Genomic DNA, 22491 nt, shown 5'->3' on the forward strand with positions numbered 1-22491 from the left:
CGTGTTCGGGTCGCGTGGTCGCGGCGCGCCGGTGCCGGCCGGGAGGCCCGGGGCGGGCCCGTGCTGCGCCTCCCGTCCGGCTCCTGGGACGACGGAGGGCGGGTGACCTCGCGATCACCCGCCCTCGTCGATCAGTGCGGCACTACTTGTGGATCCGACCCGACAGCCCGGTCGTGGTCCCGGTCGTGTAGCCGGTCTTCTTGGCGGTGACGGTCACCTTCAGCCGTTCCCCGACGTCCTTCGACGTCGTCTTGTAGGTGGCCTTGGTCGCTCCGGGGATCGACTTCCCGTCACGCGACCACTTGTAGGTGAACGTGACCCCGCTCGCGTTCCAGGAACCGGGCTTCGCGGTGATGGTCCGGCCGACCTTCCACGACCCGCCGACGGTCGCGCGGCTGCCCTCCTTCAGCGCGAGCTTCGGCGTGGTCGCGACGACCGTGACGGTGGCTCGGGCCTCCCGGCCGGAACCGGCACCGACGGCGGACACGGCGAGCGCGCCGAGGTCCGCGTCGGCCGGGACCTGCAGGGTGCCGGCGACCGCGCCGCTCGACCCGGCGACGGCCGTGTCGACGACCGTCTCACCGGCGCGGAAGGTGACGCCTTCGCCCTGGCGGAAGCCCGTGCCCGTGAGCAGGACCGTGGTACCCGGCGTGACCTTCGCAGCGGAGGTGCCGAGCGCCACCGGAGCGGCCGCGGCGGTCCGCTCGGCACACACGTCACCCTGCTTGCCGACCGGCGCGATCGCCTTCGCCGGCGCCGTGACGCCGTCGTCCTCGCGGACGGTCAGGTTGGTGAACGCGGACGCGCCCATGACGGCGTTGCTGGTGTTCGTGACGCTCACCTTCAAGGCGGAGCTGGGCGTCGCCGAGGCGATGGTGTTGCCGGCCGTCGGCACGGTGACCGCGCGGCAGGTCTCGCCGGGTGCGAAGGTCACGCGCTCCATGCCGACGCCGACGGTGCCGGTCGCCGAGCCGAGGACGCTGACGTACGCGGTGACCGGACGGGACTCGGCACGCGACAGGGAGACGGCGACGTCGGCGGTGCCGGGGCCGGCGCCCTCCTCCACCGCGGTGGGGGCGACGTTCACCGTGGTGCGCGTCTGGGCGACGGCGGTGCCGACGCTCGGGGTGTCGAATGCCAGGTCGGACAGGTAGACCCCGCCGGTGCCGGTGCCGTCGGCCCCGACGCCCGCGGTGAAGCGGACCTCGCGGACGTCGGTGAGGTCCAGGCCGGTCATCGACGCCGTGGGGATCGTCAGCTGCTGCAGGACGATCTTGTTGAGCGTCGTGTTCGTGCCGCCGGGCATCCGGTTGACGGCGAGCGGGTTGACCGCAGAGGCAGCGGTCGACCAGGTCCCGCCGGAGCCGTCGAGGACCGTGATCCGGAAGTCGGTGCCGGTGGACACCGCCTCGTCGGGCGCGGTCTTCAGGGTGAGCTGCGTGCTGTCGGAGACGTTGCGTGCCGTCGCGGGGACCGAGACGCGGAGTTCACCGGTGCTCGGCGCTGCCGGGTCGGTGGTGGAGGCTCCGGTCCACAGGAACCGGGTGGTCGGGAACGCGGGGACGTTCGGTGCGAACGAGCCGGGCGTCCAGTGCGGCACCTGGGCCGAGCCCTTGGTGGTGGCGCAGAACGGGTTCGACTGCGGCAGCGTCCGACCGGTCAGGTTCGAGCAGACCGCGGCCGTGGCGCCCCCGACGGTGCGGACGAGGGAGCTCGACTTCGTGAAGTCGGTGACGAGCTTCGTCTTCGAGGTGGGCTGCGCGGCCATGGTCCGGACGTCGGCGAACGGCGTCGCGGTGGTCGCGGGCTTGACCGACCCGTCGAACATCGACTGGAACTGGGTCTCGCCGCCCATGGTCAGGCGGAAGAAGCCGGTCATGTAGCTGACGCCGACCTGGTACTGCTGGTCCGCGGTGAGGCGGGTCGGGCTGGTCGTGGCACAGGTCGACGTGGTGTCGCGGACGTTCCAGTCGTCGCCGGTCGCCGCCGGGTACTTGCCCGGGGTCCACACGGTGTTGAAGAAGTTGTGGTTCGCGCCCATCACCCACACCGCGGAGCGGAGGACCTCGTCACCGAAGGCGTGCCGGGAGTCGTCGATGAAGTGCTGACCCTGCTGGTTCGACACGTCGCCGTCGCAGTAGGGCAGGAAGACGGCGGTCGGCACGTCGGGCAGCGTCATGCGGCCGAAGTCGACCGGCGCGAGCGGCAGGACCGACTCGATGCCGAACGGCTTCGGGAGCGCTTCGTTGAGGGTGGCGGCCGAGACCACACCCTCACCGCCGCGGGAGTGGCCCATGATGCCGACGTGCGTCAGGTCGAACCGGCCCTTGAGCGACGCAGCCGTCACGGTGGAGGCGGCGGCCGGCTGGTCGGTGCGGGTCGTCGCGCGGACGAGGGCGTCGTCGAGCGTGCGGGTCGTGGTCGTGCTCGGGGCGGAGCTCGTCGCCGTCGTGACGTCGTCGTACGAGACGGCCGTCCCGGCGTCGGCCTTGCCGAGCATGTCCAGCGTGTCGAGGATCAGCTGACCGCGGGCCTGTGCGCCGTAGTCGAGGGCGAGCTGGTTGTCGTTCGAGTTCACGGCGTTCGCCGCGATGGAGACGACGTTGTAGCCGCGGGTGGCGAGCGCACGCGCGGTGCCCTCGTACCCGAGGTACGAGCGGACGTTCGACTGGGTCGGACCACAGGGCCAGCGCAGCGGGTTGGCACCGGTGCCCGCGCACGAGGTGTGGCGGCCGTGCAGCAGCACGACGGTCGGACGCTCGCCGGCGGCGCTCGTCAGGTACATCTTCCCGGTGAGCTCACCGCGGATGCCGCCGATCGCCGCGAGGGGGATCGCCTGGTCACCGAAGTCGTACTCGGCCTCGGCCACCTCGTAGGCGCCCGGCGTGGACGGGTCCTCGACCGCGTCCGCCGTGGCGAGGGACTTCATCTGCCGCTTCAGGGTGCGGTTCTCGGGGACGGCCGGGGTGACCGGGGCCGTCGTCGTCTCGGTCGCCTTGTCCGCGTCGCCGCTCGACCAGGCCTTGGTGACGTCCTTCGCGTCGGCGACGGACCGGTCGGCGGTGAGGACCTGCAGGGTCTTCCCGTCCGCCGACTCGGTGGCGAGGCCGATGGGCTCGCCGTCCACGACGAGCGTGGGGGCGTCGTCGACCATCGGCAGGGGTGCGTCCAGGTCGAGGGACACGAGGTACCCGCCGGGAGCGGTCGTGACGTCCCAGTCGGAGCCGGAGGCGACGACGGGGTCAGGGGTTGGTGCCGCGAACGCAGGGGCTGCGGTCAGGACGAGGGCGGGAGTCAGCGTGGCGGTGATCGCCAGTGCGGCGAGCCGACTCCGGGAACGGGTTCTGGACAAGGGGCTCCTCGAGTGAAGGGGTTCTCAAGAGGAAGCTTCGAGGAGCGTGAGCGTTCGTCGAGCATCGGAAACGGGCTCGTAACCAACACTTGACGGGCGGGAAACACCGGCGCCCCGCCTCAGCCGCGGAACGCGACGAACGGCTCCAGCAAGCGGCTGGACCGTCCGGTCGGACCGCTCCAGCCGCACGGGAGCGGCGATCGCGGAGGTCACCGCGTCACGCTCCGGAGAGCAGCGCGTCCGTTTCCCCAGCCGTCGGCGCGGTCGCCGGCCCGGACCGGGTCACCGCGAGCGCCGCCGCCGCGTTGGCCCGGCGGACCGCGTCCGGGAGGCCCGCCCCGCGCCCCAGCGCGGCCGCCAGCACGCCGGCGTGCGCGTCCCCCGCCCCGTTCGTGTCGACCGCGACGACGGGGAACCCGGGGACCAGGACCGGCGCGCCACCGGACTCGACGACCCAGCAGCCGTGGGCGCCGTCCCGGACGAGGGCGGTCCCCCGCGCTGTCGCGGCGATCGCGGCGGTCGCCGCGGCGAGGGTGGTCGACGTCGGGGAGAGCAGTCGTGCCTCCCGGCTGTTGGCGCTGACCACGTCGGACCGCGCGGACACGGCGGCCAGGAGGTCTCCGGGCAGGGTGTCGACGAGCGGCGACGGGTCGAACACCACGCGGACGGACGGCGGGACGGTCTCGAGCCAGTCGGCGATGGCCGCACCGTTCACCGGGTGCGCCAGGCCGTAGCCCGACACGAAGACGATGTCGTCGTCCTGCAGGTCCACATGGTCCAGGTCGGCGCGGGTGAGCTGCCCTTCCGCGCCGACGCTCGTGACGAAGGTGCGCTCGGTCGTGGCGTCGACGAGCGCCACGCAGTAGCCGCTGTCGACGTCGGCGAGCCCGGGCTGCACGACGGTGACGCCCGAGTCGGCCAGCGCACGCCGGACGACGTCCCCGAAGGGGCCGGTGCCGTACTGCCCGGCGAACACGACGTCCATGCCGTCCCGGCGGGCGGCGACCATGGTGTTCAGGCCGCCACCGGCCGTGATCTCGGAGCCCGCGGCGATGACGTCCCCGCCCGGCTCCGGGAGGGCGTCGATGCGCATCACGATGTCGACGATGACGTTGCCGACCGAGACGAGGCGGCCCATCAGACCGTGTGCTCGGTGTGCGGCAGCGGAGCGGACTGGTCGGGCTGCTCGTGCAGCGTGCCGCGGGGGCCGCCGGTCAGCAGGTAGACCGCGGCCGCGACGATGAACGTGACGACCCAGCCGAGGCCGTTCGCGCCGATCCAGGTGTCCGAGAACGCCCCGACGAACACCGGGTCGGCGTCGCCCACCTGGACGTTCGTGAACAGGAAGCCGACGACGATCGCGACGACCCAGGCGATGACTGCGGGCCAGGCGACCCCACCGGCGTACCAGTAGCGGCCACCACGGCGGAGGTCGAGCAGCGCTTCCGGGTCGTACCAGGTGCGGCGGAGCATGTCGGCGATGAAGACACCGAGCCAGGCCGTGATCGGCACGGCGAGCACCGAGATGAAGGTGATGAACGGGGCGTAGAAGCCGTCGGCCACGAGCATGAAGTACATGGCGCCGAGCGTGGTGATGACGACGTCGACCGCGACGGCCCAGACCCGCGGCACCTTCACGCCGAGGGTCAGCGTGGTGAGGCTCGCCGAGTACACCGACAGGTGGTTCGACAGCAGCAACCCGCCGAACGCGGCGATCAGGTACGGCACGGCCATCCAGCTCGGCAGCATGTCGCGGATCGCGGCGACCGGGTCCCCGGCCTGCGCCAGGGTCGGGTCACCGGCGGACACGAGCGAGCCGAGTCCGACCAGGACGACGAGCGGGATGCCCGCACCGGCCGCACTCGCGGCGACGAGCTTGCCGGCGCGGACGCTGGTGCGCGTGTACCGGGCGATGTCGGCGCCCGCGGTGGCCCAGCCGATGCCGGTCCCGGCCGCGATCGTCCCGATGCCGATCACCATCGCGGCGACCGGGCCTGCGGGCTGCGCGCCGACGACGTCCCAGTCGATGCGGGCCACCAGGAACACCGCGACGAAGACGTTCAGCGCACCGAAGACCCACGTCGCCCACTTCTGCACGGCGACGATGAACGCGTGCCCGAGTCCGGAGATGAGCACCGTGGCGGCGACGAAGACCAGGATCGCGACGATCGTGATGACCGGGTGCGCCTTCGAGCCCCCGTCGGTGCCGAAGAGGATCGTGAACAGCGACAGCAGCACGAACGCGGCGGTCGTGGTGTTCACGGTCTCCCAGCCCAGGCGGCTCAGCAGCGAGATGAACGTCGGGCCGACGTTGCCGCGGACGCCGAACACCGCGCGGCTCAGGGTCAGGCCCGGCGCTCCCCCGCGGCGTCCGGCGATCGAGATGACCCCGACCACGGCGAACGAGCCGGCGGCGCCGATCACCGCGACGAGGAGCGCCTGCCAGACGGTCAGTCCCTGGAAGGCGACGAGCGTGGCACCGAGGGGGAGCCCGAGGATCGAGATGTTCGCGGCGAACCAGACCCAGAACAGCGCGCCGGGCGTCCCGGTGCGTTCGGCGGCCGGCACCGGCTCGATGCCCCGCTGCTCGACGGTGGTCAGGGTCCCGGCGCGGGTGGTGGCGTCGGTCGGCGTGCTGGTCATCAGGTCCTCTTACGTCATCGGAAGGGTGCGAGGGGGAAGCCGGGCGGCGGCAAGGGGGGAACCGCCGCCCGGCGGTCTGGGTGCCGCTACCGGCCGGGGCCGGTGCGGAGGTCGAGGAGGCGCTCGGTGAGTTCCTCGAGGTGCAGGTCGTTGACGGTCTCCACCTGGTGGACCGCGTCGGCGGACCAGGCGGCCGCACCGTGCACGGCACCGAGGACGGCGCCGGCCATGGCGGCGATCGTGTCGGTGTCGCCCCCGATGCTCGCCGCGGTGCAGACGGTCCGCCAGGGGTCGAGGTCGAGCGCCACGAGCGCGAGCGCGGCGACGACGGACTCCTGCGACGCGACGCTCGTGCCGATCAGCCCGGACACGACGTCGATCCGTTCGGCGTCGGGGACCGTGGCCAGGTGGCCGCGTGCCCACTCCGTGCGGTCGGCGATCGAGCCACCGGCGACCCAGTGGCCACGGGTCTCGCCGATCCGGGCGGCGACGACGGCGACGTCGAGCGCCTCGGCACGCGTGGCGCCGTCGATGCCGGCCGAGACCGCTGCCGCGACGGCGCTCGCCCCCGCGATGCCGAGCCCGGTGTCGTGGGTGACCCGGCAGGCGTCCTGCACGGCGTCCACGAGTCCGGCGAGCCCGTCGGACCCGGTACCGAGCGGTGTCGCGATCCCGACCGGGGTGATCCGCATCGCGGCGCCGTTCGTCGTGCCCGTCGAGCCCGCTTCGGACGCGGGGACACCGTCGAGGATGCGCTGCACGGCGGTCTTCGTGCTCGGCCCGAGCAGGTCGAGGGAGCCCTTGGCCGCCATCGTCCGCTCCCAGTCGATGAGCGCGCGGGCGAAGTCGACGGGGTCCAGCCGACCGTGCCCCTGGACGAGCAGTTCGGCGACGAGGACGGCCTGCTCGGTGTCGTCGGTGATGCTCCCGGCCGGCATGCCGTGTGCGATGCGCTGGTTCGGCCCGGCGTCGACGAACCCGCTGATCACCCCGTGGTCGGAACGGATCTGCTCGAGCGACAGCGACTGCGTCGGCATCCCGAGGGCGTCGCCGATCGCCAGGCCCCGGAAAGCGGCGAGGGCGTGCTCGGCGGCGGTGCTGGTCGTCGTCATCGTGCGCTCCCGAACGTCATGTGGATGCGGAACCGGCTCGGGTCGAGCAGGCTGTCGACAGCCTCCACGAACGTGCCGTCGGCCGTGCGCGAGACGCGTCGGCTGTGGAGGAACGGGTCGCCCGCAGTCCTGTGGAGGAGCACCGCGTCCTCCTCGGTCAGCGGGAGCACGTCGACCCACTGCTCGGCGAGCGCCGGCACCAGGCCCGTCTCCGCGATCGTGGCGGTGAGCGACCCGTCGACAAGACCCTCGTCGACGGCTCGGGCGAGCCTCCCGAACGGCGGAACCAGGCTGCGTTCCAGGGAGATGTCCGGTCCCCCGGCCACGTGCCGGACGCGGTCGACGGCGACGAAGTCGGCGTCGTCGAGCCCGAGCTCCGCGGCGAGCGCCGGCGCGCTCACCGCGGCGATCCGGAGGACGCGGACGGCGACCTCGGTGCCCGTCGCCTCGAGGGACCGGGCCCAGCCGCTCCGGGGGTCGAGCGCGGCGCCGTCGAACGTGACGACCGAGCCGATGCCGCCGCGGATCGCGATGTACTCCTCGTCCGCCAGGTCGGCGAGCGCCGCCCGCACCGTCCCGCGGCTGACGGCGAACCGCTCGGCCAGGTCGTGCTCCCCGGGCAGGCGCTGGCCCGGGGCGTAGCGGCCCGTCGCGATCGCGTCGCGGAGGGCATCGGCGACGAGGCGTCGCTTCGGTGGGACGGGCATGCAGAGCAGACTACATGTACAAGACCTGTCCAGTCACGGCGGGGCCGCTCGGACGCACGCGGTCAGTTCCCCCAGACGTTGGGGACGACCTCGTGCAGCGCCGTCGGCCCCCGGTCGGTGTAGCCGTCGGACACCAGCGAGACCGGGTGTCCGTCGTCGCCCTCCATGGTCACGAGCACCTCCGCGGTCGGCACCTCGGTCCCGCCGCACGTCGCCCAGTTGTCCGGGCTGGCCGGGTCGGGTTTCGCCGCGATGAGACACGCCCCGCCGTTCGACGCCGCAGCCACCCAGTAGGTCGTGCCGTGCCACGCACCGGCACGACGCTGGCTGTTCAGCACCACCTCGTCGAGCGTGGAAGCGGCCGCCTCCGTGTCCGGCAACGCGTCCGTCGCCGCGAAGGGCCGGTGCAGGATCGCCAGGTGCTCCGGCAGCCCCGGCGTCGCGGACGCCGTCGGCCTCGCTGCGGCTGCCGATGGTGTCGTCCCGCCGTCGGGGTGTGTGTCGGTGCACCCCGTCATGCCGATCGTCACGGTCGCCATGACGACGGCTGCGCAGAGTGTGGTCAGAGTCCGCATCGTGTTCCCCCCGGTCACGTGCTCGCACCGTAGCAGTGGTCGGCCCACCCTCGGCGGCCGAGGTCAGGAGACGGGCACGCTCACGCCCCAGTCCGCCGTCCGGCGCCCATCACGGGATCGGGACGGGGTCCCACGCGCCGTTCAACCGGAGGGTGAAGCGCAGGGGCTCGTCGTTCGGCCGGAACGACGTGCTGGGCCCGAAGTCGAGTCCGTCCGTCTTCGGCACGCTGGCCCCGACGCTGACCCGCTGAGACGCGTCCACCGGATCGACCGAGTCGGCCGCTGCGATCTTCTGCTGGAGCTCCCCGACGGACGTGTCCGGCAGGTCGAGCTGCTCGAGGACGTCGCGGTACGCGTCGACGCCGGCCTTCGCGCCCTCCACCGGCACGGCGTTGACGCGGAGGTGGAACAGCCGCCCCTGCGGCAGGATCACCTTGCCCGACTGGTCCGTCATCTCCTGCGCGTTGTCGAGGGCGTCGAAGATCACCTGGGTCGCCTGGACCCGGACCTCCTCGCCGCCGGGGAGCAGGAACCGGACCGGACGTCCCCCGCCGGACTCCGAGCCGTACGCACCGACCCGGGTCCGCGCGCCTTCCGGGACGTCGGTGTCGATCCCGAACGCCTCGACCGAGGGCGGCACCGTCAGGTCCCAGGTCTCGACCCCGTTCTCGACCGTCATCGCCGTCGGTTCGGGGCCGACGTGGCTCACGCTTTGACGAGCCGTGACGCTGTTGCTCGGCTCGCTGACCGAGCCCATGGGTTCGGCAGCCACACACCCCGCGAGCAGGACGGCGAGCAGGACGGTGATCACCGCCGCCGGGAGGCGCCGCAAGCCGCCTCCCGCGCCGTTGCTGGTGGCGCGTCCCGGATCCCGATGTTCTTTGCTCATGTGCTCCCCGATGTCCCATTGCCATCACCTGACCGGGCGTCCTTGGTCCCGGGTCATCCGCGCCCTTGGAAACCGAGCTCAGGAAACGGGTAGCGGGTCCCAAGCGCCGTGGAACTCGAGGAGGAAGGTCGGATCGTCCCGGTCCGGGCGGAATGCGGTGCTCACGCTGAACCGGAAACCGTCTGTCTTCGGGATGCTCGCACTCACGCCGACTCGCGGTGAGCTGAGCGGGTCGACGGTTGCGGCACGTTCGATTTGCTCTTGCAACTCGGACACGGTGTCATCCGGCAAGCCGAGTTCTTGCAGGGCTTTACGGTACGCAGCCACACCCGCCTCGGCTCCCTGAGCAGCCGGGGCATCGACGCGGAGGTCGAAGAACCGCCCCGCCGGCGAGAGCTCCTTGCCGGTCGCTCGACTCGTGATCGCCTGGTCGTTCTCGCTGAGCTCGAACACCACCTCGTTCGCTCGGACGTCGACGTCTTCTCCCCCCGGGAGCAGGAAGCGGACAGGACGACCACCGGGGATGGACGAACTGTAGGCGCCGACCATCACGGTGTCGTCGGGATCGATCCCGAATGCCTCGGCTGTGGGCGGAACCGTGAGGTCCCAGACCTCCACACCGTCCTTGATCGCCATTGCTGTCGGACGGGGACCGTGGTGGTCCACGTCGTGTGCTGCACGGTCCGCGGGGGCAACGGGAACGGCTTCAGGACGGGACGGGACGACCGCTGCTGCGCATGCGGAGAGGAGCAACGACGTCACGACCACTCCCACCCCGATGCCGACTCGTCTGCGGCGTCCCCGTCCGAAGTACATCACGGGATCGGGACGGGGTCCCACGCGCCGTTGAGCCGCAGGGCGAAGAGCAGCGGCTCGTCGTTCGGCCGGAACGACGAACTCACGCCGAAGTCGAGCCCGTTCGTCTTCGGCACGCTGGCGTTGGCACCGACTGGTTGGGACGCGTCCACCGGGTCGACCGAGTCGGCTGCTGCGACCTTGTCCTGGAGCTCCCGAACGGACGTACTCGGAAGGTCGAGCTGCCGGAGGACGTCCCGATACCCGTCGACACCGGCATCTGCGCCCTCGACCGTCAGGGCATCGACCTGGAGGTGGAACAGCCGACCTTCGGGCAGGGTCACCGCACCCGAGTCGTCCGTCCGCTCCTCTTTGCTGTCGAGTGCGTCGAAGATCACCTGGGTCGCCTGCACCTGGACCTCCTCGCCGCCGGGAAGCAGCAGCCTGACCGGGCGACCGCCGGGACCCGTGGAGGCATAGGCGCCGACGAGGGCGGCGGTGTTCTCCGGGACGTCCGTGTCGATCCCGAACGCCTCGACCGAGGGCGGCACCGTCAGGTCCCAGGTCTCGACCCCGTTCTCGTAGGACATGGCGGTGGGTTCGGGGCCTCGATGGCTCACGTCGTGCTCGCTTCCGTCGGAGGTGGACGACCCGACGGGCGCCGGGGCGGGTCCGGGCGTGCACCCGGTGAGGAGCACGACCACCAGGGCGGCGATCGCGGGCCCGAGGACGCGGGTCGGTGTCATCGCCATCTGAACTCCGTGTCGTGCAGGTCGTCCACCAGGTCGCCCAGGCGGTGGTCGAGTCGTCGGTCCTGGATCCGGTCGGGGACCGACCCGGCGACGAGCTCGCGCGCACGCTCCGGGTCGTCGTGCGCGAGGGTCTGCCAGGCGGGCAGGGTGTCGTGTTCGATGTAGTCCCAGCGGACCGGGAACTCGGAGAGGTTCTGCGACGGGATGTACACGGTCTCGGTCACCCCCTGCACCCCGGGGACCAACGGCATGGCGTCCACCGTGACGGACGTCCCGCCCTCGTACTGGCCGAGCGTCTTCGTCCCCGGGATGGACGCGTCCCCGACGATGCCCAGCACCGTGGTGAAGGCCTCACCGGTGACGGGGTGGTCTCGCATGGTGTTGTACTGGCGCTGGATCGTGTCGTGCTGCTCCCGGTACAGCAGCGCCCCGTTCCCCCGGTCGACCAGGTCCTGCGACCCGGTTCGCATCCCCGTGTCGATGTCGTTCCAAGCGTCTTCCGCGTACTGTGCCGACACTGCTTGCTCCGACGGGGACTGGTCGGCGCCACCCGCGAGCAGTCCGGCCGCGCGCAGCTCCGTGATGCCGTCCATGCCGGTGTCGAGGTACGCCTCGTGCATCGTCGAGGCGTCGAGGAAGATGCCCTTCTGCATGTCGAGGAACGTCTTCTCGTAGAAGGCGATCTCGTCGTCGCCCATGTCCGCCAGCACGTCCGTGAGCGGCCGCAACGACGGCGGCAGGAGCGGCGCCACCTCGCCGATGTGGTCGCGCATCGAGTGCAGGTCGAGGAACCCCGCGGCGAAGTCCGGACCGACCAAGTTCGCCATCCCGGCCCACATGAAGTCCGGGTTGTCGAGGTAGAGCTGTGCGTAGTACTGGTACGACCCCGTCACTTGTCCGAGCAGCGCCTGCGCACCCCGACCGGTGTCCCAGGTGGCCATGTCGATGCCCACCTTCTCCGCCGCCCGCGACACGTACATGCGCTGCAGCACGGTCGCGAAGTCGACCGGGTCGGCTTCGCGGGCGCGCTCCGCCTGGACGATCGCGGAGTACACGGTGGACGGGGTGCCCCACGCCGGCGGTGTCGTCACCAGGGCGTCGAGCACCTCGGGGTGCGCGGCGAGCCACGCGGCACCGACGTCGGCGTCCATGTGCCGGAGGACCTCCACCGGGTCCTGGCCCTGCGTCGTCAGGGAGGCGGCGACCGCGAGGTCGAGCGCGTGGTTCGTGAGCGTCCCGCTGCCGGCGTGCTCGAACGCGGCGGCCACGTGCTCCATCCACGTGACGTCGGCCTCGTTCTCGTCGACGAAGCGCGACCCGTTGTCGAGGAAGCCGGAGCCACCGACCGGCACCCACGAGGAACTCGACGTGAACCGTGTCCAGGCGTCCGCGACCTCCTCCAGGTGCTGCCGCATGGTGGTGTTGCACGAGCGGGACTGTGTCGCGAAGGACCGGAGGGCATCCGGTTTCGCGCTGCTGGTCCCCGACGCGTTGCCGCTGCTCGTCCGCGTTCGCTGCGAGGCGGTGAACGCGACGGAGATCGTCGAGGGCCGGACCGCGGGCTCGGACGGTCGGGGGTCGAACAGCTCCTCGATGTCGCTGACGACGGGACCGAGCGGCTGCGTCCGTCGACGCTCGTCCCGGTCGGCCTCCCGGCCCTCCCACGCCCGCACCTCGTCGAGCCGTCGGTTCTCCTCCGCGGCCTGCTGCTTCGCCCGCTCGACCTGTTGTGCGAGGTCGTCCATCGCACGAGCGAGCCGGCCCCGCTCCGCGGACTCGGTGACGCTCGCCATCCGGAACAGTTCGGCGTACCCCCCGCGGAACTCCTGCATCGCGGTCTCGACCGCGCCTCGCCGGGCACCGCTCTGCCCGGTGAACGCTCCGTCCGCGGACTGCGCCGCCCTGATCAGCGCCCCCGCTGCAGCTTCGTCGAATTCGACCCCCATGGGTGGCATGGTAGCCACGTTGCCCGGGCACCGGTACGGCACGGTGTTCCCGGACCCGTTCAGCGCTCGGAACGCGGACCGCCCCTGACGATGAGCGCGACCATGAGCGCCGCCGCCCCCAGCAACAGGAGACCGAGTGGACCCGCTGCCCCACCGAAGCTCGCGGCCACACCGAGCCAGACGACCCCGCCCAACGCCATCAGCCCGGCCAGGACGCCCGCTCCGGCGTCGAGCAGCTCGCGGGGTGCCGGCACCACCACCAGCGCGATCACCGTGAGCACGGCCGCTGCCGGCGCACCCCACGTGAGCAGCCCGTACGCGATCCCGTTGTACGAGGCCAGTCCGAGCGGGTAGCTCACGATCAGGAAGGGCAGTGGCAGGACCATCAGCACGTCGACGACCACGACGAGCAGTGCGAACAGCCGCCAGCGGCGACGGACGCGCGGTCGCGGTTCCGACATGGTCTCCCCCTCGCACCGCGCACGGTCGGCGCGGCCCCCGCCCTCAGTCTGCCGGACCGGACCGGTCGCGTCCGGGAGGCCCGTGGCGGTGCCGCGGTGCGCCTCCCGGCTGCCACACGGCGGCGACTACAGGACGACGACCGTCGTGCCGGCCGCCGTCGCCGGCCGGTCCATGGCGGCGAGCGCCGCCGGCGCGTCCTCGAGCGCGATCGTCCGCCCGACCAGCGGTGCCGGGTCGAGACGGCCCGCGGCGATCTCGGCGAGCATCGCCGGGTACTCGTGCGCGGACATCCCGTGGCTGCCGAGCAGTTCGAGCTCGAGGCCGATGACGCGGCCGAGGTCGACCTGCGGGCTGGCGTCCGCGCCGGCGAGGAGCCCGACCTGCACGTGCCGACCGCCGGGGCGGAGGGCGGCGATGCCCTGCCGCACCAGGGCGGCCCGTCCGAGCGCCTCGACCACGACGTGCGCGCCGCCGTCCGTCGCCGCTCGGACCTGCTCGTCGACGTCGTCCGTCCGCGCATCGACCGTGGTGGTGGCGCCGAGTGTGCGGGCGAGCGCGAGCGCCTCGGCGGAGACGTCCACTGCGGTCACCCGTGCACCGCGGGACACGGCGACGACGATCGCCGAGAGCCCGACTCCCCCGCAGCCGAACACGACGACGTGCTCGCCGGGGGCGGTTCGGGCGCGGTTCACGACCGCGCGGTAGGCGGTGGCGAACCGGCAGCCGAGTCCGGCGGCGGTGGCGTCGTCGATGGCGTCCGGCACGGCGACGAGGTTCGTGTCCGCGTGGTGCACGACGACCCGCTCGGCGAAGGACCCGGGCCGGTCGAACCCGGGCTGGGTCTGGTTCGGGCAGATGCTCTGGCGGCCTGCGACGCACGTCGGGCAGGTGCCGCACGCGTTCACGAACGGGGCGGTGACGCGTGTGCCGGCCTGCCACTGCCGGACCTCGTCCCCGACCTGCTCGACGACGCCGACGAACTCGTGTCCGGGGACGTGCGGCAGCGACACCGTGTCGTCGTGCCCGTGCCAGGCGTGCCAGTCACTGCGGCAGACGCCGGTCGCGACCACGCGGACCACGGCGGCGTGTGTCGGGCACTCCGGGTCGGGGACCTCGGTGACGGCCGGCGTCGCGGAGAAGGCGGTGAAGGTGACGGCGCGCATGGGCACGATCCTCCCATCCCGGCCCGTAGCGTCGACGGCGTGGTGACCGCCAGGACGTTCCCGTTCTCCCCGCGCAGCGCCACCGCGCTCCGGGTCGGGGACCTCGTCCCCGTGCAGGGCGAAAGCGGGCGGTGGTCGTGTCTGCAGGTCCTCGAACTGCAGCCGCGCGTCCGCGTGAACCTCGTCGTCGGGATCCTCGACTGGCGGGCGGACGGGCCGCCGTCACCGGAGACCGTCAGCGGCGTCGCGCCGCTCGAGCGTGCTGCGACCCGGATCGAGGTGTTCACCGAGGGCGGCCTCCAGGTCGTCGGATCGGTGCCTCCGAGTGACGCCGGACAGGAGACCTGGTTCGGCCCGGCGTACATCGGCAAGCGGACGCATGTGTGGGGCTGGATGGCCGCCATCCGGCTGGCTCGCGGGTACGCCGACACCGGGATGCTGCCGTACCGCTCCTCGGGGCCGGCTGGTGAGGGAGGCCCGACGGTCAGTCCGCCGGGTGGTCGCTGACCGGACGCGTGCCCGAGGAGTGCGCACCCGGAGCCGGGGTCGTGCGCTCCCGGACCAGTGTGGACACCTCGTCGATCGTCTCGGCCAACGACCGCTCCCCGGTCCCCGCCGCCCACTGCTCGAGGGCGACCTGGAACACGAGCACGCCGAGTTCCGCGACGACGGTCGCCTGCAGCGGGGTCTGTCCACGCTCGACGAAGGCGGCCTGCGCGGCACGGACCAGGTCGGACCGCTTGCGGGCGTCCCGGTCACGGAGTTCGTCGTTCCCCTCGATGATCCGGCGCCAGGCGGCGGTCTGCTCGTGGTGGCCGTCGAAGCGCGCCGCCGCGATCTGGTGCAGCACGTGCCGGACGACCTGCGTCGGGTCGAGGTCCGCCGGTGCGCCGACGATCAGTCGCGCTGCGGTCTCGGGAATCTCGGACCCGGCGAAGACGACCTCGCGCTTGTCGGTGAAGTGCCGGAAGAACGTCCTGGTGGTCAGCCCGGCGCGCGCGGTGATCTGCGGCACCGTCGTGGCGGCGAACCCCTGCTCGGCGAAGAGCTCGAACGCGGCGCGCTCGAGCCGTCCTCGTGCATCCGGAGCCCATCGCATCGTCCGATCGTAGCTGACGACACGACGTGTCATGAGGCGTACGATGACATCACGTGTCATCGCGATGATCGGCACCGGAGAGCGAGGAGCCCGCATGACCGCCGACGACCCCACCACCACGAACGCCGCACTCTTCCTGCTCAGCCCCCGCGGCCCCTTCGAGGTCCGCCCCACCCCGGTGCCGACCCCAGCCGCCGGCCAGGTCGTCGTCCGCGTCCGTGCCGCGGCGGTCAACCCGGTCGACGCGATCACCGGCCCGCTCCGGCGCCTCGTGACCCCGTGGGTGCGCTTCCCGACCGTCCTCGGCAGCGACGTCGCCGGCGAGGTCCTCGCCGTCGGACCGTACGTCACGGCCCTCGCGGTGGGAGACCGGGTGACCGCGTTCGCCGCCGGACAGGAGAAGCCGCGGAACAGCGCGGCCGAGGGCGGGTTCCAGCGGATCGTGACCGTCCTCGAGCGCGTCACCACGCGCCTCCCGGACGACCTGTCCTCCGAGCAGGCCGCGGTCCTGCCGCTCGCGCTGGCGACCGCGGCCGCGGGGCTGTACGAAGCCGACCAGCTCGCCCTCCCCCTGCCGGGCGACGGCACGGACCGGAGCGACCAGGTGGTCCTCGTCTGGGGCGCGTCGACGAGCGTCGGGAGCAACGCCGTCCAGCTCGCCCGTGCCAGCGGCTACACGGTGGTCGCGACCGCCGGTCGGGCGAACCACGACCTCGTCCGTTCCCTCGGCGCCGACACCGTCCTGGACTACCGGGACGACGACGTGGACGCCGAGGTCGTCGCGGCACTGCGGGGCCGTCGGCTCGCGGGCACGATCGCCATCGGCAGTGGGTCGCTCGGGCACGCCCTGCGGATCACCCGTCGTGCATCGGGCGCGAAGCGCATCGCGTCCGCCTACCCCGATCCGGTCACCGCGGTGCGGTCACGGATCGCCCGCCTCCGCGGCATCCGCGTCTCCGCCATCTGGGGCGGGACCCCGGTGGTCTCCCCCGTCGGTCCGGCCGTCTTCCGCGACTTCCTGCCCGCGGCGCTGGCCGACGGGCGCTTCCGCGCAGCCCCGGAAGCGATGGTCGTCGGGCACGGACTGGAGGCCCTCCCCGGCGCCCTGCAGACGCTGCGGAACGGCGTGTCCGCCCGCAAGGTCGTCGTCGGGATGCACGACTGATGCCGCAGCAGCGCACGCTCCTGGTCCTGGGCGCGACCGGCCAGACCGGTCGCCACCTCACGTCCCTCGCCCTGGAGGCCGGTCACCGTGTCCGCGCCCTCGCCCGGACACCCGCGAAGGCCGGACCGTCCCGCCCCGGGTTGGAGGTGCGCCGGGGTTCCGTCACCGACGAGCTGGACCTCGACGGGCTGCTCGACGGCGTCGACGCCGTGGTGTCCCTGCTCGGGGACGTGCAGGCGCAGCGGACCAGGCAGGTCAACACCGGGTTCGTCCGCCGTCTCGTGCCCGCGATGCGACGGACCGGCGTCCGGCGGTTCCTGTACCAGGCCGGTGCCCTGAGTGCGCCGCCGCACCAGCGCCTGTCGCCGGTGCTCTGGGCGCTCCGGAACAACGGTCGCACGCTCGTACGACGGCCAGCACCGGGACAACGAAGCCGTCATGCGGTACCTGGCCGACGAGGCGATGGACCTCGAGTGGACGGTGCACCGAGCCGGGATCGGTTCGGACGGTCCGTCGAAGGGCGTGCTCGAGCGGACGCAGGGCACGCCGGGCATCGGGACGTTCGGGGACTGCGCCGCGTACGACCTGCGGTTGCTCGACGATGCGGACGCCGTGCACACGTGCGACCTCAGCGCGTACCGGAAGGACACGGTCCGCTGACGGGGGTGGGTGGACACGGCCGCCACCGTTGCTCCCTGCTCCCTGCTCCCTGCTCCCTGCTCCCTGGCCCTGGTCGTCTGGACCAGGTGACAGCAGCGGTCAGTTGAGTTGCTCGTGGGCCTTCCTCACAGCAGCGTCGACGATCTGCCGCAACTCGTCGTCCTCCGGCAGCTGGAACGTGTACGGCGAACCGGTCGTGACCAGGACGAGGTGTCCACCATCGGCGACCATGCACGTCTTGCCGGCGACCGAACTGGATCCGCTGGCCTCGAAACGGAGGCACACGGAGGTGTCACCCCACGAGCCGAGGTCCAGGAGCGTCGTCGCGATCCGCTGGTCCTCACCGTCGATCGTGTAGGTACCGCCCGCGGTCGGGCAGGCGCGCACCGCGTCTGCGATGGACTGGATGTGATCCTCTGCGTCAGCATCCGTCGCGACACCTGTCGACAGGAAGGACGAAGTCGCCTCGCGTGTCCAATCGCGGCCGGCGTTCGCCGCGTTCTCGAGTTCCTCGTCCGGCACCTGCTGCGAGAAGTCCGCAGCACAGGCCCCCGGGCCCTCCGCGTCGTGGGACGTCGTACCGCCGTCGCCGGAACTCGTGTCAGGCTTCTCTGCCCAGCCACCGACCGGCAGGTCGGCTGTGGTCAACACGGCAGCCTGGAGCGCCTCGTCCGATGCGGGCGACGCAGGCGGCGTCGGTCTCGCCCAGCCAGCACCGGACGAGACGGCGTCGTCAGCCGAACTGCAGCCGACCACGGCCGCGGCGGTGATGAACATGATCGAAGTCGCGAGCACGAGTGCTCGACGTGATGGTCCCCCCATGGCGACCAGTGTGGCAGCCGAACGAGCGGTCGGGCACAGACGAACGCGAGGCGCAGTGCCAGCTGCTACCGCGCCTCCCGTCCGGTGGTCAGGCGCCGAGTGAGCTCTCGACGCGGTACCCGTACCCATCGGCGGCCAGTGGCCGGTGCAGTCGGGCGTGGGTCGCCGACCACAGCTGCCCCATGTAGCGGAGTCGCTCCGGGGCCATGCCACGGACGGTCAGGTCGACGTCCTCGACGCCGGGGTGCTGCAGGACGAGGGTGCGGACGGTGCCGGTCGGATCGAGGGTGACGTGCTTGGGCGTGGTGATGGCCATGGTGGAACTCCTTCGTCGCGTTCCGTCCGAGACCCGGAGGATCGGGGACGCGCTGAGTTCCACGGTCCTCGCTCGGACGTGTGTGTGACGACAGGCGCAGCGGATGCACGGCTCGGGCACGTCTGACGTGCAGCCGAAGTGGTCGGTAGCGTCGGGTCCGTGACCCCCGGACCCGATCACCTCCGCCCGCTCGACGCCGTACCGGTCGGACGCCACACCGTGGTGCCCGACCTGTCCCGCCCGGTCGCCGCCGTCGTCGAGGGCGATCGGCTCGTGCGATGGGTCACGTGGCCGGACATCCCGTTGCCGGACGGCGCTGTGGAGGAGGCCGAAGCCCTGCCGACCCCGGCGGGCGTGTGGATGCTCTACCGGTCGGACACGATGGACGACGCGCAGCGCACGGCGGTCTTCGTCTCCCCCGACGGTGCCGGTGACCCGGTCGACATCGGCGACCGGCGACCCCTCGGGGCGGACACCGAGGGACTGTGGCTTGGCGACCCGCGTGACGCGTCAGCCTGGATGCAGGACGACGAGGACGACGACGACGAGCCTGGTGAACCGGTCGACCCCGAGACACTGGCCTGGGCCGAGAGTGAGCCGTTCTGGCCGGACCGTGAGACGTGGACGGAACCCGGTGACGAGGAACCGGAGGAAGTGTTCGACGTGCACGCGAGCGCGGACGACGACGATGAGCCGGACGGCAACGGTGGCCCCGCCTTCGAGTGGTCGGCCGGGTTCGCCGACGACGGAGACGGGGACGAGCCCTTCGACTTCGAGCCACCGCAGGCACTGCCCACCACGCCTACCGAGCTCACCCGGATCGCCCCCGACGGCACCCGGACGACCGTGACCGTGGATCATCTGGTCGACGGCCTCGAGTCCGACGGTTCCACGCTGACCCTGCGCTACCACCCGTCCGGACCTCGGAGCGTCCGGAGCGAGCACGGCGGGTGGGACGTCGTGTACGAGCCGCGTCAGGTCGTCGTCGCCGTCCGCGACGGTCTGCCCACGGAGCTGCGTACCGACGGGATGCCGTCGATCGCCGTGGACGAGGACGACGTCGAGGAGTGGGAACGGCGGATCGCCGAGCGCGACGCTCGTCGGGAGCCCTTCATCGACCGCTTCGACCTCGCCGGGGTCGCAGGCGCGACATGGCCGCTCTGGGACCGTGGCGAGGCCGACGCAGCCCGACACGTCGCCCGGCTGCGCTCCGCGTTCGAGGGACTCGGCGAACCGAGCATCATGTGGACGCGCGGGTCCGACGAGCCACTGCGGGTCCGCAGCGACTACCGCTCCGTGGAGATCGACGTCGAGGGCCCCTGGCCGGACACGGCCGTGGTGGTGTCCTTCGAGCACAGCGCGGTGCCGTTCCTCCGCCTGCGCCGGCGGTACCGGGTGTTCGACGACGTTGGGCATCCGGTGGAGCACGGGTACGTCACCGTGTACCTGGACGAGGAGATCCTGACCGGGCACATCCCGCCGCGGAGTGCTGCGGTGGACGGTGTGCTCGACATCTGACCCCTTCCCCGGGACGCACGGCGACACAGGGCGTAGCGCGGACGCGAGACGTCGAGCTCGTCAGCCCACGACGCAGTGGGTGACCGCGTCCAGTTCGAGTGTCGACGCCTCGTGTCCGGGCGGCGGGACAGGAGACTCCACGTCGACGAACAGGTCTCCGGAGCGCGTCGAGACGACCAGCCGCGAGACGCCACCGGTGTCGTCGTCCGTCTCCACCTCGACGGAGCGGCCGTGTGCCTCGGCGTCCTCGCGGATGGCGTCGAGCGCGTCCTGGACGTCGTCGACCTCGTAGGACTCGAGGTTCACACTCGACCAGTCGACGCCGTCGTGGCCGACGGACAGGTCGCAGATGTCCCCGCGCAGCCAGCTCATGTCGTCGGACGACTCGCTGCCGGGCTCCGGGGCGGACCCCGACGGCGGCGCCTCCGGCAGGGTTGCGACCGCATCGGCGTGGACCTGCTCCAACTCGTCGCGCATCGACTCGGGATCCTGCCGTTCCGCTGCCGTCGTCCGGTCGAGCGCGGCCCGGTACTCCTGCGCGTCCGGGATCCGGGTCGCGAAGAGCGCCGGTGCCAGCAGTGCCGTCAGGAGCAGGCCCGCGCCTCCGCCGACGAGCGCGCCGACGAAGGACGGCGACCGTCGGACGATGCACACAACGGCGAGCACGACGGCACCGACCATCGGGACGAGTCCGCCGAGGACGATCGCGAGGACCCACACCTGCAGGTACTCGTTCGCGTCGGCAGGGTCCCCGAAGGACGAGTTGAGGTCGAACCCGATCAGGATGAACAACGCGACGACCGCGAGCACCGGGCCCAGGACCGCCAGGGCGACGGACCACGGCCGTAGCCGGGTGTCCCGCTGGACCACCAGGTCGTCCCGCTGCACGTTCGTCATGATCCCCCCGATCAGTCAGTCACCACCGTATCCAGGGAGCACGCTCGGTGTCCGTCCGACGTGGATCTCCCCCGGTGGTGCGGCACCCCAGCGCTACCGGCCGTCCTTGCCGAGCATCGCGACGAGCGCCGTCGCCAGCCAGTGATCGACGTCCGCCGGCACCGGCCCGACCTCGGTCGCCGGCACGTCCCCGCGCGCGATCGCCGCGAGGCTCCGCGCCTGCAGTGACAGCCCGAGGTCCATCGCCTGGATCGGGTTGCCGCCCGCAGTCGTGAGGTTGATCATCCGCGTCCCGGACAGCGTGACCACCTCGCGGCCGTCGACCAGGCGGTGCAGGACGCGCGCGTCCGGGTCGGAACCCGGCCCCGCGAGATCGGTGGTCTCCGCGGTCACCGCGAGCAGGGCCTCCAGGTCGAGCTCGAGCCCCTCGTGACCGACGCCCGCGATGACCACCCCGTCGCGGAGCAGGGCGATCTCGGCGGAGCCGATGACGCCCCGCGCGCCGGTCGCGAGGAAGAGCAGTTCGGTGCCGGGCAGCACCGCCTCCATCGGGCCGACGCGGTGCCCGCGCATGATCGCCTCGAGCGCGCGGAACGGGTCCGTGTCGACGACGCTCACGACGGCCCCGAGGTTCCGGAGCGTGTCCGCGACGCCCTTGCCGCACGGGCCGTACCCGACCACGGTGGCACGGGCGCCCGGCACCATGGCGTTCGTGGCGTTCATGAAGCCCTGCACGATGCTCTGCCCGACGCCGTGCTCGTTCTCGACGATGAGCTTCAGCCGGCTGTCGTTGATGACGACCACCGGGAAGTCCGGCGCCTGGGGCAGGGCGCGGACGGCGATGCCGCCGGTGGTCGTCTCCTCCGTCGCGCCGAGGAACGTGCTCGACCGCGGCGCCCCCCTGGTCAGCTTCGCGATGAGCTCGCCGCCGTTGTCCATCACCAGGTCCGGCAGGGCGGCCAGCAGCTCGTCGAGGTTCCGGTCGTGCTGCTCGGCGTCGTCACTGCGGCCGCCGATCACCGTGACGCCGAGCGTCCGGAGGGCCTCCGCCGTCTCGGGCACGGTCGTGCCGACGTTGCCGGTGATCGTGACGCGGGCACCCTGGTCGAGCAGCCACCGGCACAGGACGGCGGTCTTCGGCTCGATGTGGATGCAGATGCCGACGTGCAGGCCAGCGAAGACCGGCGCGTCCTGTTCGATGCTGGCCGCGAGGAGCGGCATGGACCGGGTGGCCCAGTCGATCGCCGGGGAGCCGGAGGGGGTGAGGGTGCGTGCGGGCATGACGGTGCTTCCTGTTCCGAGGTGGGTGGTGCGGGATCGCGCCGACGGCTCCCCTGCTGTTGCCGGGTTCTGGGTCGTCGGCCTGGAGGCGCGGTGCGCGCCCGTCACGCATCTACGGATGGAGCTCGCGGCGGCTGTCGTCGCTGCCGTACAGGTCGGCCTTCTCGGCGGAGACGACCGGCATCCAGCGCGGGGCGGCGACCGCTGCGCTGGCGCGGCGGCACCGCGGTGGCGGTGCGGCGCGTGGTCATCGGGACTCCGGAAGGCTCGTGGGGACGGGTCGATCCTGTCACGTCCGGTGCGCCGCGTGGCCGTCTGACCGATCTGGTCCCTCGCT

At 72.2% G+C, this 22491-nt stretch carries 21 protein-coding genes and 1 pseudogene; 5 read left to right on the forward strand and 17 right to left on the reverse strand.

Annotated features, from left to right (window positions below):
- Positions 1-142 precede the first annotated feature (142 nt).
- From DEI95_RS04915 to DEI95_RS04970, 12 genes are all read right to left on the reverse strand, one after another.
- The gene (locus DEI95_RS04915) at positions 143-3352 is read right to left on the reverse strand and encodes a hypothetical protein (RefSeq protein WP_111059547.1); all 3210 of its coding nucleotides are present in this window, start codon (positions 3350-3352) and stop codon (positions 143-145) included.
- Between the two features lie 217 nt (positions 3353-3569).
- A complete protein-coding gene (locus DEI95_RS04920) occupies positions 3570-4490 on the reverse strand; it encodes a PfkB family carbohydrate kinase (RefSeq protein ID WP_111059548.1) in 921 nt (306 codons plus the stop codon).
- A complete protein-coding gene (locus tag DEI95_RS04925) occupies positions 4490-5995 on the reverse strand; it encodes a cytosine permease (RefSeq protein WP_110889388.1) in 1506 nt (501 codons plus the stop codon). Before DEI95_RS04925 ends, DEI95_RS04920 begins: the two co-directional genes overlap by 1 nt.
- An 86-nt stretch (positions 5996-6081) precedes the next feature.
- The gene (locus DEI95_RS04930; protein WP_111059549.1) at positions 6082-7107 is read right to left on the reverse strand and encodes an ADP-ribosylglycohydrolase family protein; all 1026 of its coding nucleotides are present in this window, start codon (positions 7105-7107) and stop codon (positions 6082-6084) included.
- Positions 7104-7814: a GntR family transcriptional regulator gene (locus DEI95_RS04935; RefSeq protein ID WP_110889390.1), complete on the reverse strand. Its 711-nt coding sequence runs from the start codon at positions 7812-7814 to the stop codon at positions 7104-7106. Before DEI95_RS04935 ends, DEI95_RS04930 begins: the two co-directional genes overlap by 4 nt.
- A gap of 62 nt (positions 7815-7876) precedes the next feature.
- Positions 7877-8407, reverse strand: a complete 531-nt coding sequence (locus tag DEI95_RS04940; RefSeq protein ID WP_111059550.1) for a hypothetical protein — start codon at positions 8405-8407, stop codon at positions 7877-7879.
- A gap of 91 nt (positions 8408-8498) precedes the next feature.
- Entirely contained in the window at positions 8499-9278 is a 780-nt protein-coding gene (locus DEI95_RS04945; RefSeq protein ID WP_146243593.1) for a hypothetical protein, read from the reverse strand.
- Positions 9279-9356: 78 nt separating this feature from the next.
- Complete coding sequence (locus DEI95_RS04950; protein ID WP_111059551.1) at positions 9357-9914, reverse strand: hypothetical protein; 558 nt, start codon at positions 9912-9914, stop codon at positions 9357-9359.
- A gap of 179 nt (positions 9915-10093) precedes the next feature.
- Positions 10094-10825: a hypothetical protein gene (locus DEI95_RS04955; RefSeq protein ID WP_111059552.1), complete on the reverse strand. Its 732-nt coding sequence runs from the start codon at positions 10823-10825 to the stop codon at positions 10094-10096.
- Complete coding sequence (locus tag DEI95_RS04960; protein ID WP_111059553.1) at positions 10816-12771, reverse strand: hypothetical protein; 1956 nt, start codon at positions 12769-12771, stop codon at positions 10816-10818. The genes DEI95_RS04955 and DEI95_RS04960 overlap by 10 nt, the downstream gene beginning before the upstream one ends.
- Before the next feature lie 59 nt (positions 12772-12830).
- Positions 12831-13232: a hypothetical protein gene (locus DEI95_RS04965; protein WP_110858034.1), complete on the reverse strand. Its 402-nt coding sequence runs from the start codon at positions 13230-13232 to the stop codon at positions 12831-12833.
- A gap of 126 nt (positions 13233-13358) precedes the next feature.
- Entirely contained in the window at positions 13359-14396 is a 1038-nt protein-coding gene (locus DEI95_RS04970) for a zinc-binding dehydrogenase (protein ID WP_111059554.1), read from the reverse strand.
- A 39-nt stretch (positions 14397-14435) separates the two neighbouring features.
- Between DEI95_RS04970 and DEI95_RS04975 the strand changes: the two genes are divergently transcribed.
- Positions 14436-14903 carry a hypothetical protein gene (locus DEI95_RS04975; RefSeq protein WP_110910613.1) on the forward strand — a complete coding sequence of 156 codons (468 nt, stop codon included), beginning with the start codon at positions 14436-14438 and terminating at the stop codon, positions 14901-14903.
- Here the strand turns inward: DEI95_RS04975 and DEI95_RS04980 are convergent.
- Positions 14881-15495, reverse strand: coding sequence for a TetR/AcrR family transcriptional regulator (locus tag DEI95_RS04980; RefSeq protein ID WP_181436194.1), 615 nt, complete (start codon positions 15493-15495; stop codon positions 14881-14883). The two genes, DEI95_RS04975 and DEI95_RS04980, sit on opposite strands and share 23 nt — an antisense overlap.
- Positions 15496-15589: 94 nt before the next feature.
- On the opposite strand from DEI95_RS04980, the gene DEI95_RS04985 reads away from it, so the two are divergent.
- The 3 genes and pseudogenes from DEI95_RS04985 to DEI95_RS16910 all read left to right on the forward strand — a co-directional run bounded on the left by DEI95_RS04985 (position 15590) and on the right by DEI95_RS16910 (position 17320).
- Entirely contained in the window at positions 15590-16660 is a 1071-nt protein-coding gene (locus DEI95_RS04985) for a zinc-binding alcohol dehydrogenase family protein (RefSeq protein ID WP_111059556.1), read from the forward strand.
- Positions 16660-16980, forward strand: a pseudogene (locus tag DEI95_RS16905) (NAD(P)-dependent oxidoreductase); the annotation flags it as partial. The gene DEI95_RS04985 and the pseudogene DEI95_RS16905, both read left to right, overlap by 1 nt.
- Positions 16981-17098: 118 nt before the next feature.
- Positions 17099-17320, forward strand: coding sequence for a hypothetical protein (locus DEI95_RS16910; protein ID WP_258367469.1), 222 nt, complete (start codon positions 17099-17101; stop codon positions 17318-17320).
- A gap of 99 nt (positions 17321-17419) precedes the next feature.
- Here the strand turns inward: DEI95_RS16910 and DEI95_RS04995 are convergent, their stop codons facing one another.
- Together DEI95_RS04995 and DEI95_RS05000 are read right to left on the reverse strand one after the other, a co-directional pair.
- On the reverse strand, positions 17420-17968 hold the full coding sequence (locus tag DEI95_RS04995; RefSeq protein WP_146243595.1) for a hypothetical protein: 549 nt from the start codon (positions 17966-17968) through the stop codon (positions 17420-17422).
- Between the two features lie 262 nt (positions 17969-18230).
- On the reverse strand, positions 18231-18458 hold the full coding sequence (locus tag DEI95_RS05000) for a hypothetical protein (protein WP_111059558.1): 228 nt from the start codon (positions 18456-18458) through the stop codon (positions 18231-18233).
- 159 nt (positions 18459-18617) lie between these two features.
- On the opposite strand from DEI95_RS05000, the gene DEI95_RS05005 reads away from it, so the two are divergent.
- Entirely contained in the window at positions 18618-19976 is a 1359-nt protein-coding gene (locus tag DEI95_RS05005; protein ID WP_146243596.1) for a hypothetical protein, read from the forward strand.
- 60 nt (positions 19977-20036) lie between these two features.
- On the opposite strand, the gene DEI95_RS05010 is transcribed toward DEI95_RS05005, so the two are convergent.
- Both DEI95_RS05010 and DEI95_RS05015 read right to left on the reverse strand, forming a co-directional pair.
- The gene (locus DEI95_RS05010) at positions 20037-20873 is read right to left on the reverse strand and encodes a hypothetical protein (protein ID WP_111059560.1); all 837 of its coding nucleotides are present in this window, start codon (positions 20871-20873) and stop codon (positions 20037-20039) included.
- A gap of 93 nt (positions 20874-20966) precedes the next feature.
- Positions 20967-22154, reverse strand: coding sequence for an adenosylhomocysteinase (locus DEI95_RS05015; RefSeq protein WP_111059561.1), 1188 nt, complete (start codon positions 22152-22154; stop codon positions 20967-20969).
- Between the last annotated feature and the right edge of the window lie 337 nt (positions 22155-22491).

Origin of the sequence: Curtobacterium sp. MCBD17_008 (assembly GCF_003234475.1) — a bacterium.
GTDB lineage: Bacteria > Actinomycetota > Actinomycetes > Actinomycetales > Microbacteriaceae > Curtobacterium.

Bases quoted from the DNA above. Each gene is read 5' to 3' on its own strand.
- DEI95_RS04920 (WP_111059548.1), bottom strand. From the start codon at position 4,490: ATGGGCCGCCTCGTCTCGGTCGGCAACGTCATCGTCGACATCGTGATG.
- DEI95_RS04925 (WP_110889388.1), bottom strand. From the start codon at position 5,995: ATGACCAGCACGCCGACCGACGCCACCACCCGCGCCGGGACCCTGACC.
- DEI95_RS04930 (WP_111059549.1), bottom strand. From the start codon at position 7,107: ATGACGACGACCAGCACCGCCGCCGAGCACGCCCTCGCCGCTTTCCGG.
- DEI95_RS04935 (WP_110889390.1), bottom strand. From the start codon at position 7,814: ATGCCCGTCCCACCGAAGCGACGCCTCGTCGCCGATGCCCTCCGCGAC.
- DEI95_RS04945 (WP_146243593.1), bottom strand. From the start codon at position 9,278: ATGAGCAAAGAACATCGGGATCCGGGACGCGCCACCAGCAACGGCGCG.
- DEI95_RS04950 (WP_111059551.1), bottom strand. From the start codon at position 9,914: ATGGCGATCAAGGACGGTGTGGAGGTCTGGGACCTCACGGTTCCGCCC.
- DEI95_RS04955 (WP_111059552.1), bottom strand. From the start codon at position 10,825: ATGGCGATGACACCGACCCGCGTCCTCGGGCCCGCGATCGCCGCCCTG.
- DEI95_RS04960 (WP_111059553.1), bottom strand. From the start codon at position 12,771: ATGGGGGTCGAATTCGACGAAGCTGCAGCGGGGGCGCTGATCAGGGCG.
- DEI95_RS04965 (WP_110858034.1), bottom strand. From the start codon at position 13,232: ATGTCGGAACCGCGACCGCGCGTCCGTCGCCGCTGGCGGCTGTTCGCA.
- DEI95_RS04970 (WP_111059554.1), bottom strand. From the start codon at position 14,396: ATGCGCGCCGTCACCTTCACCGCCTTCTCCGCGACGCCGGCCGTCACC.
- DEI95_RS04980 (WP_181436194.1), bottom strand. From the start codon at position 15,495: ATGCGATGGGCTCCGGATGCACGAGGACGGCTCGAGCGCGCCGCGTTC.
- DEI95_RS04985 (WP_111059556.1), top strand. From the start codon at position 15,590: ATGACCGCCGACGACCCCACCACCACGAACGCCGCACTCTTCCTGCTC.
- DEI95_RS16910 (WP_258367469.1), top strand. From the start codon at position 17,099: ATGCGGTACCTGGCCGACGAGGCGATGGACCTCGAGTGGACGGTGCAC.
- DEI95_RS05000 (WP_111059558.1), bottom strand. From the start codon at position 18,458: ATGGCCATCACCACGCCCAAGCACGTCACCCTCGATCCGACCGGCACC.
- DEI95_RS05010 (WP_111059560.1), bottom strand. From the start codon at position 20,873: ATGACGAACGTGCAGCGGGACGACCTGGTGGTCCAGCGGGACACCCGG.
- DEI95_RS05015 (WP_111059561.1), bottom strand. From the start codon at position 22,154: ATGCCCGCACGCACCCTCACCCCCTCCGGCTCCCCGGCGATCGACTGG.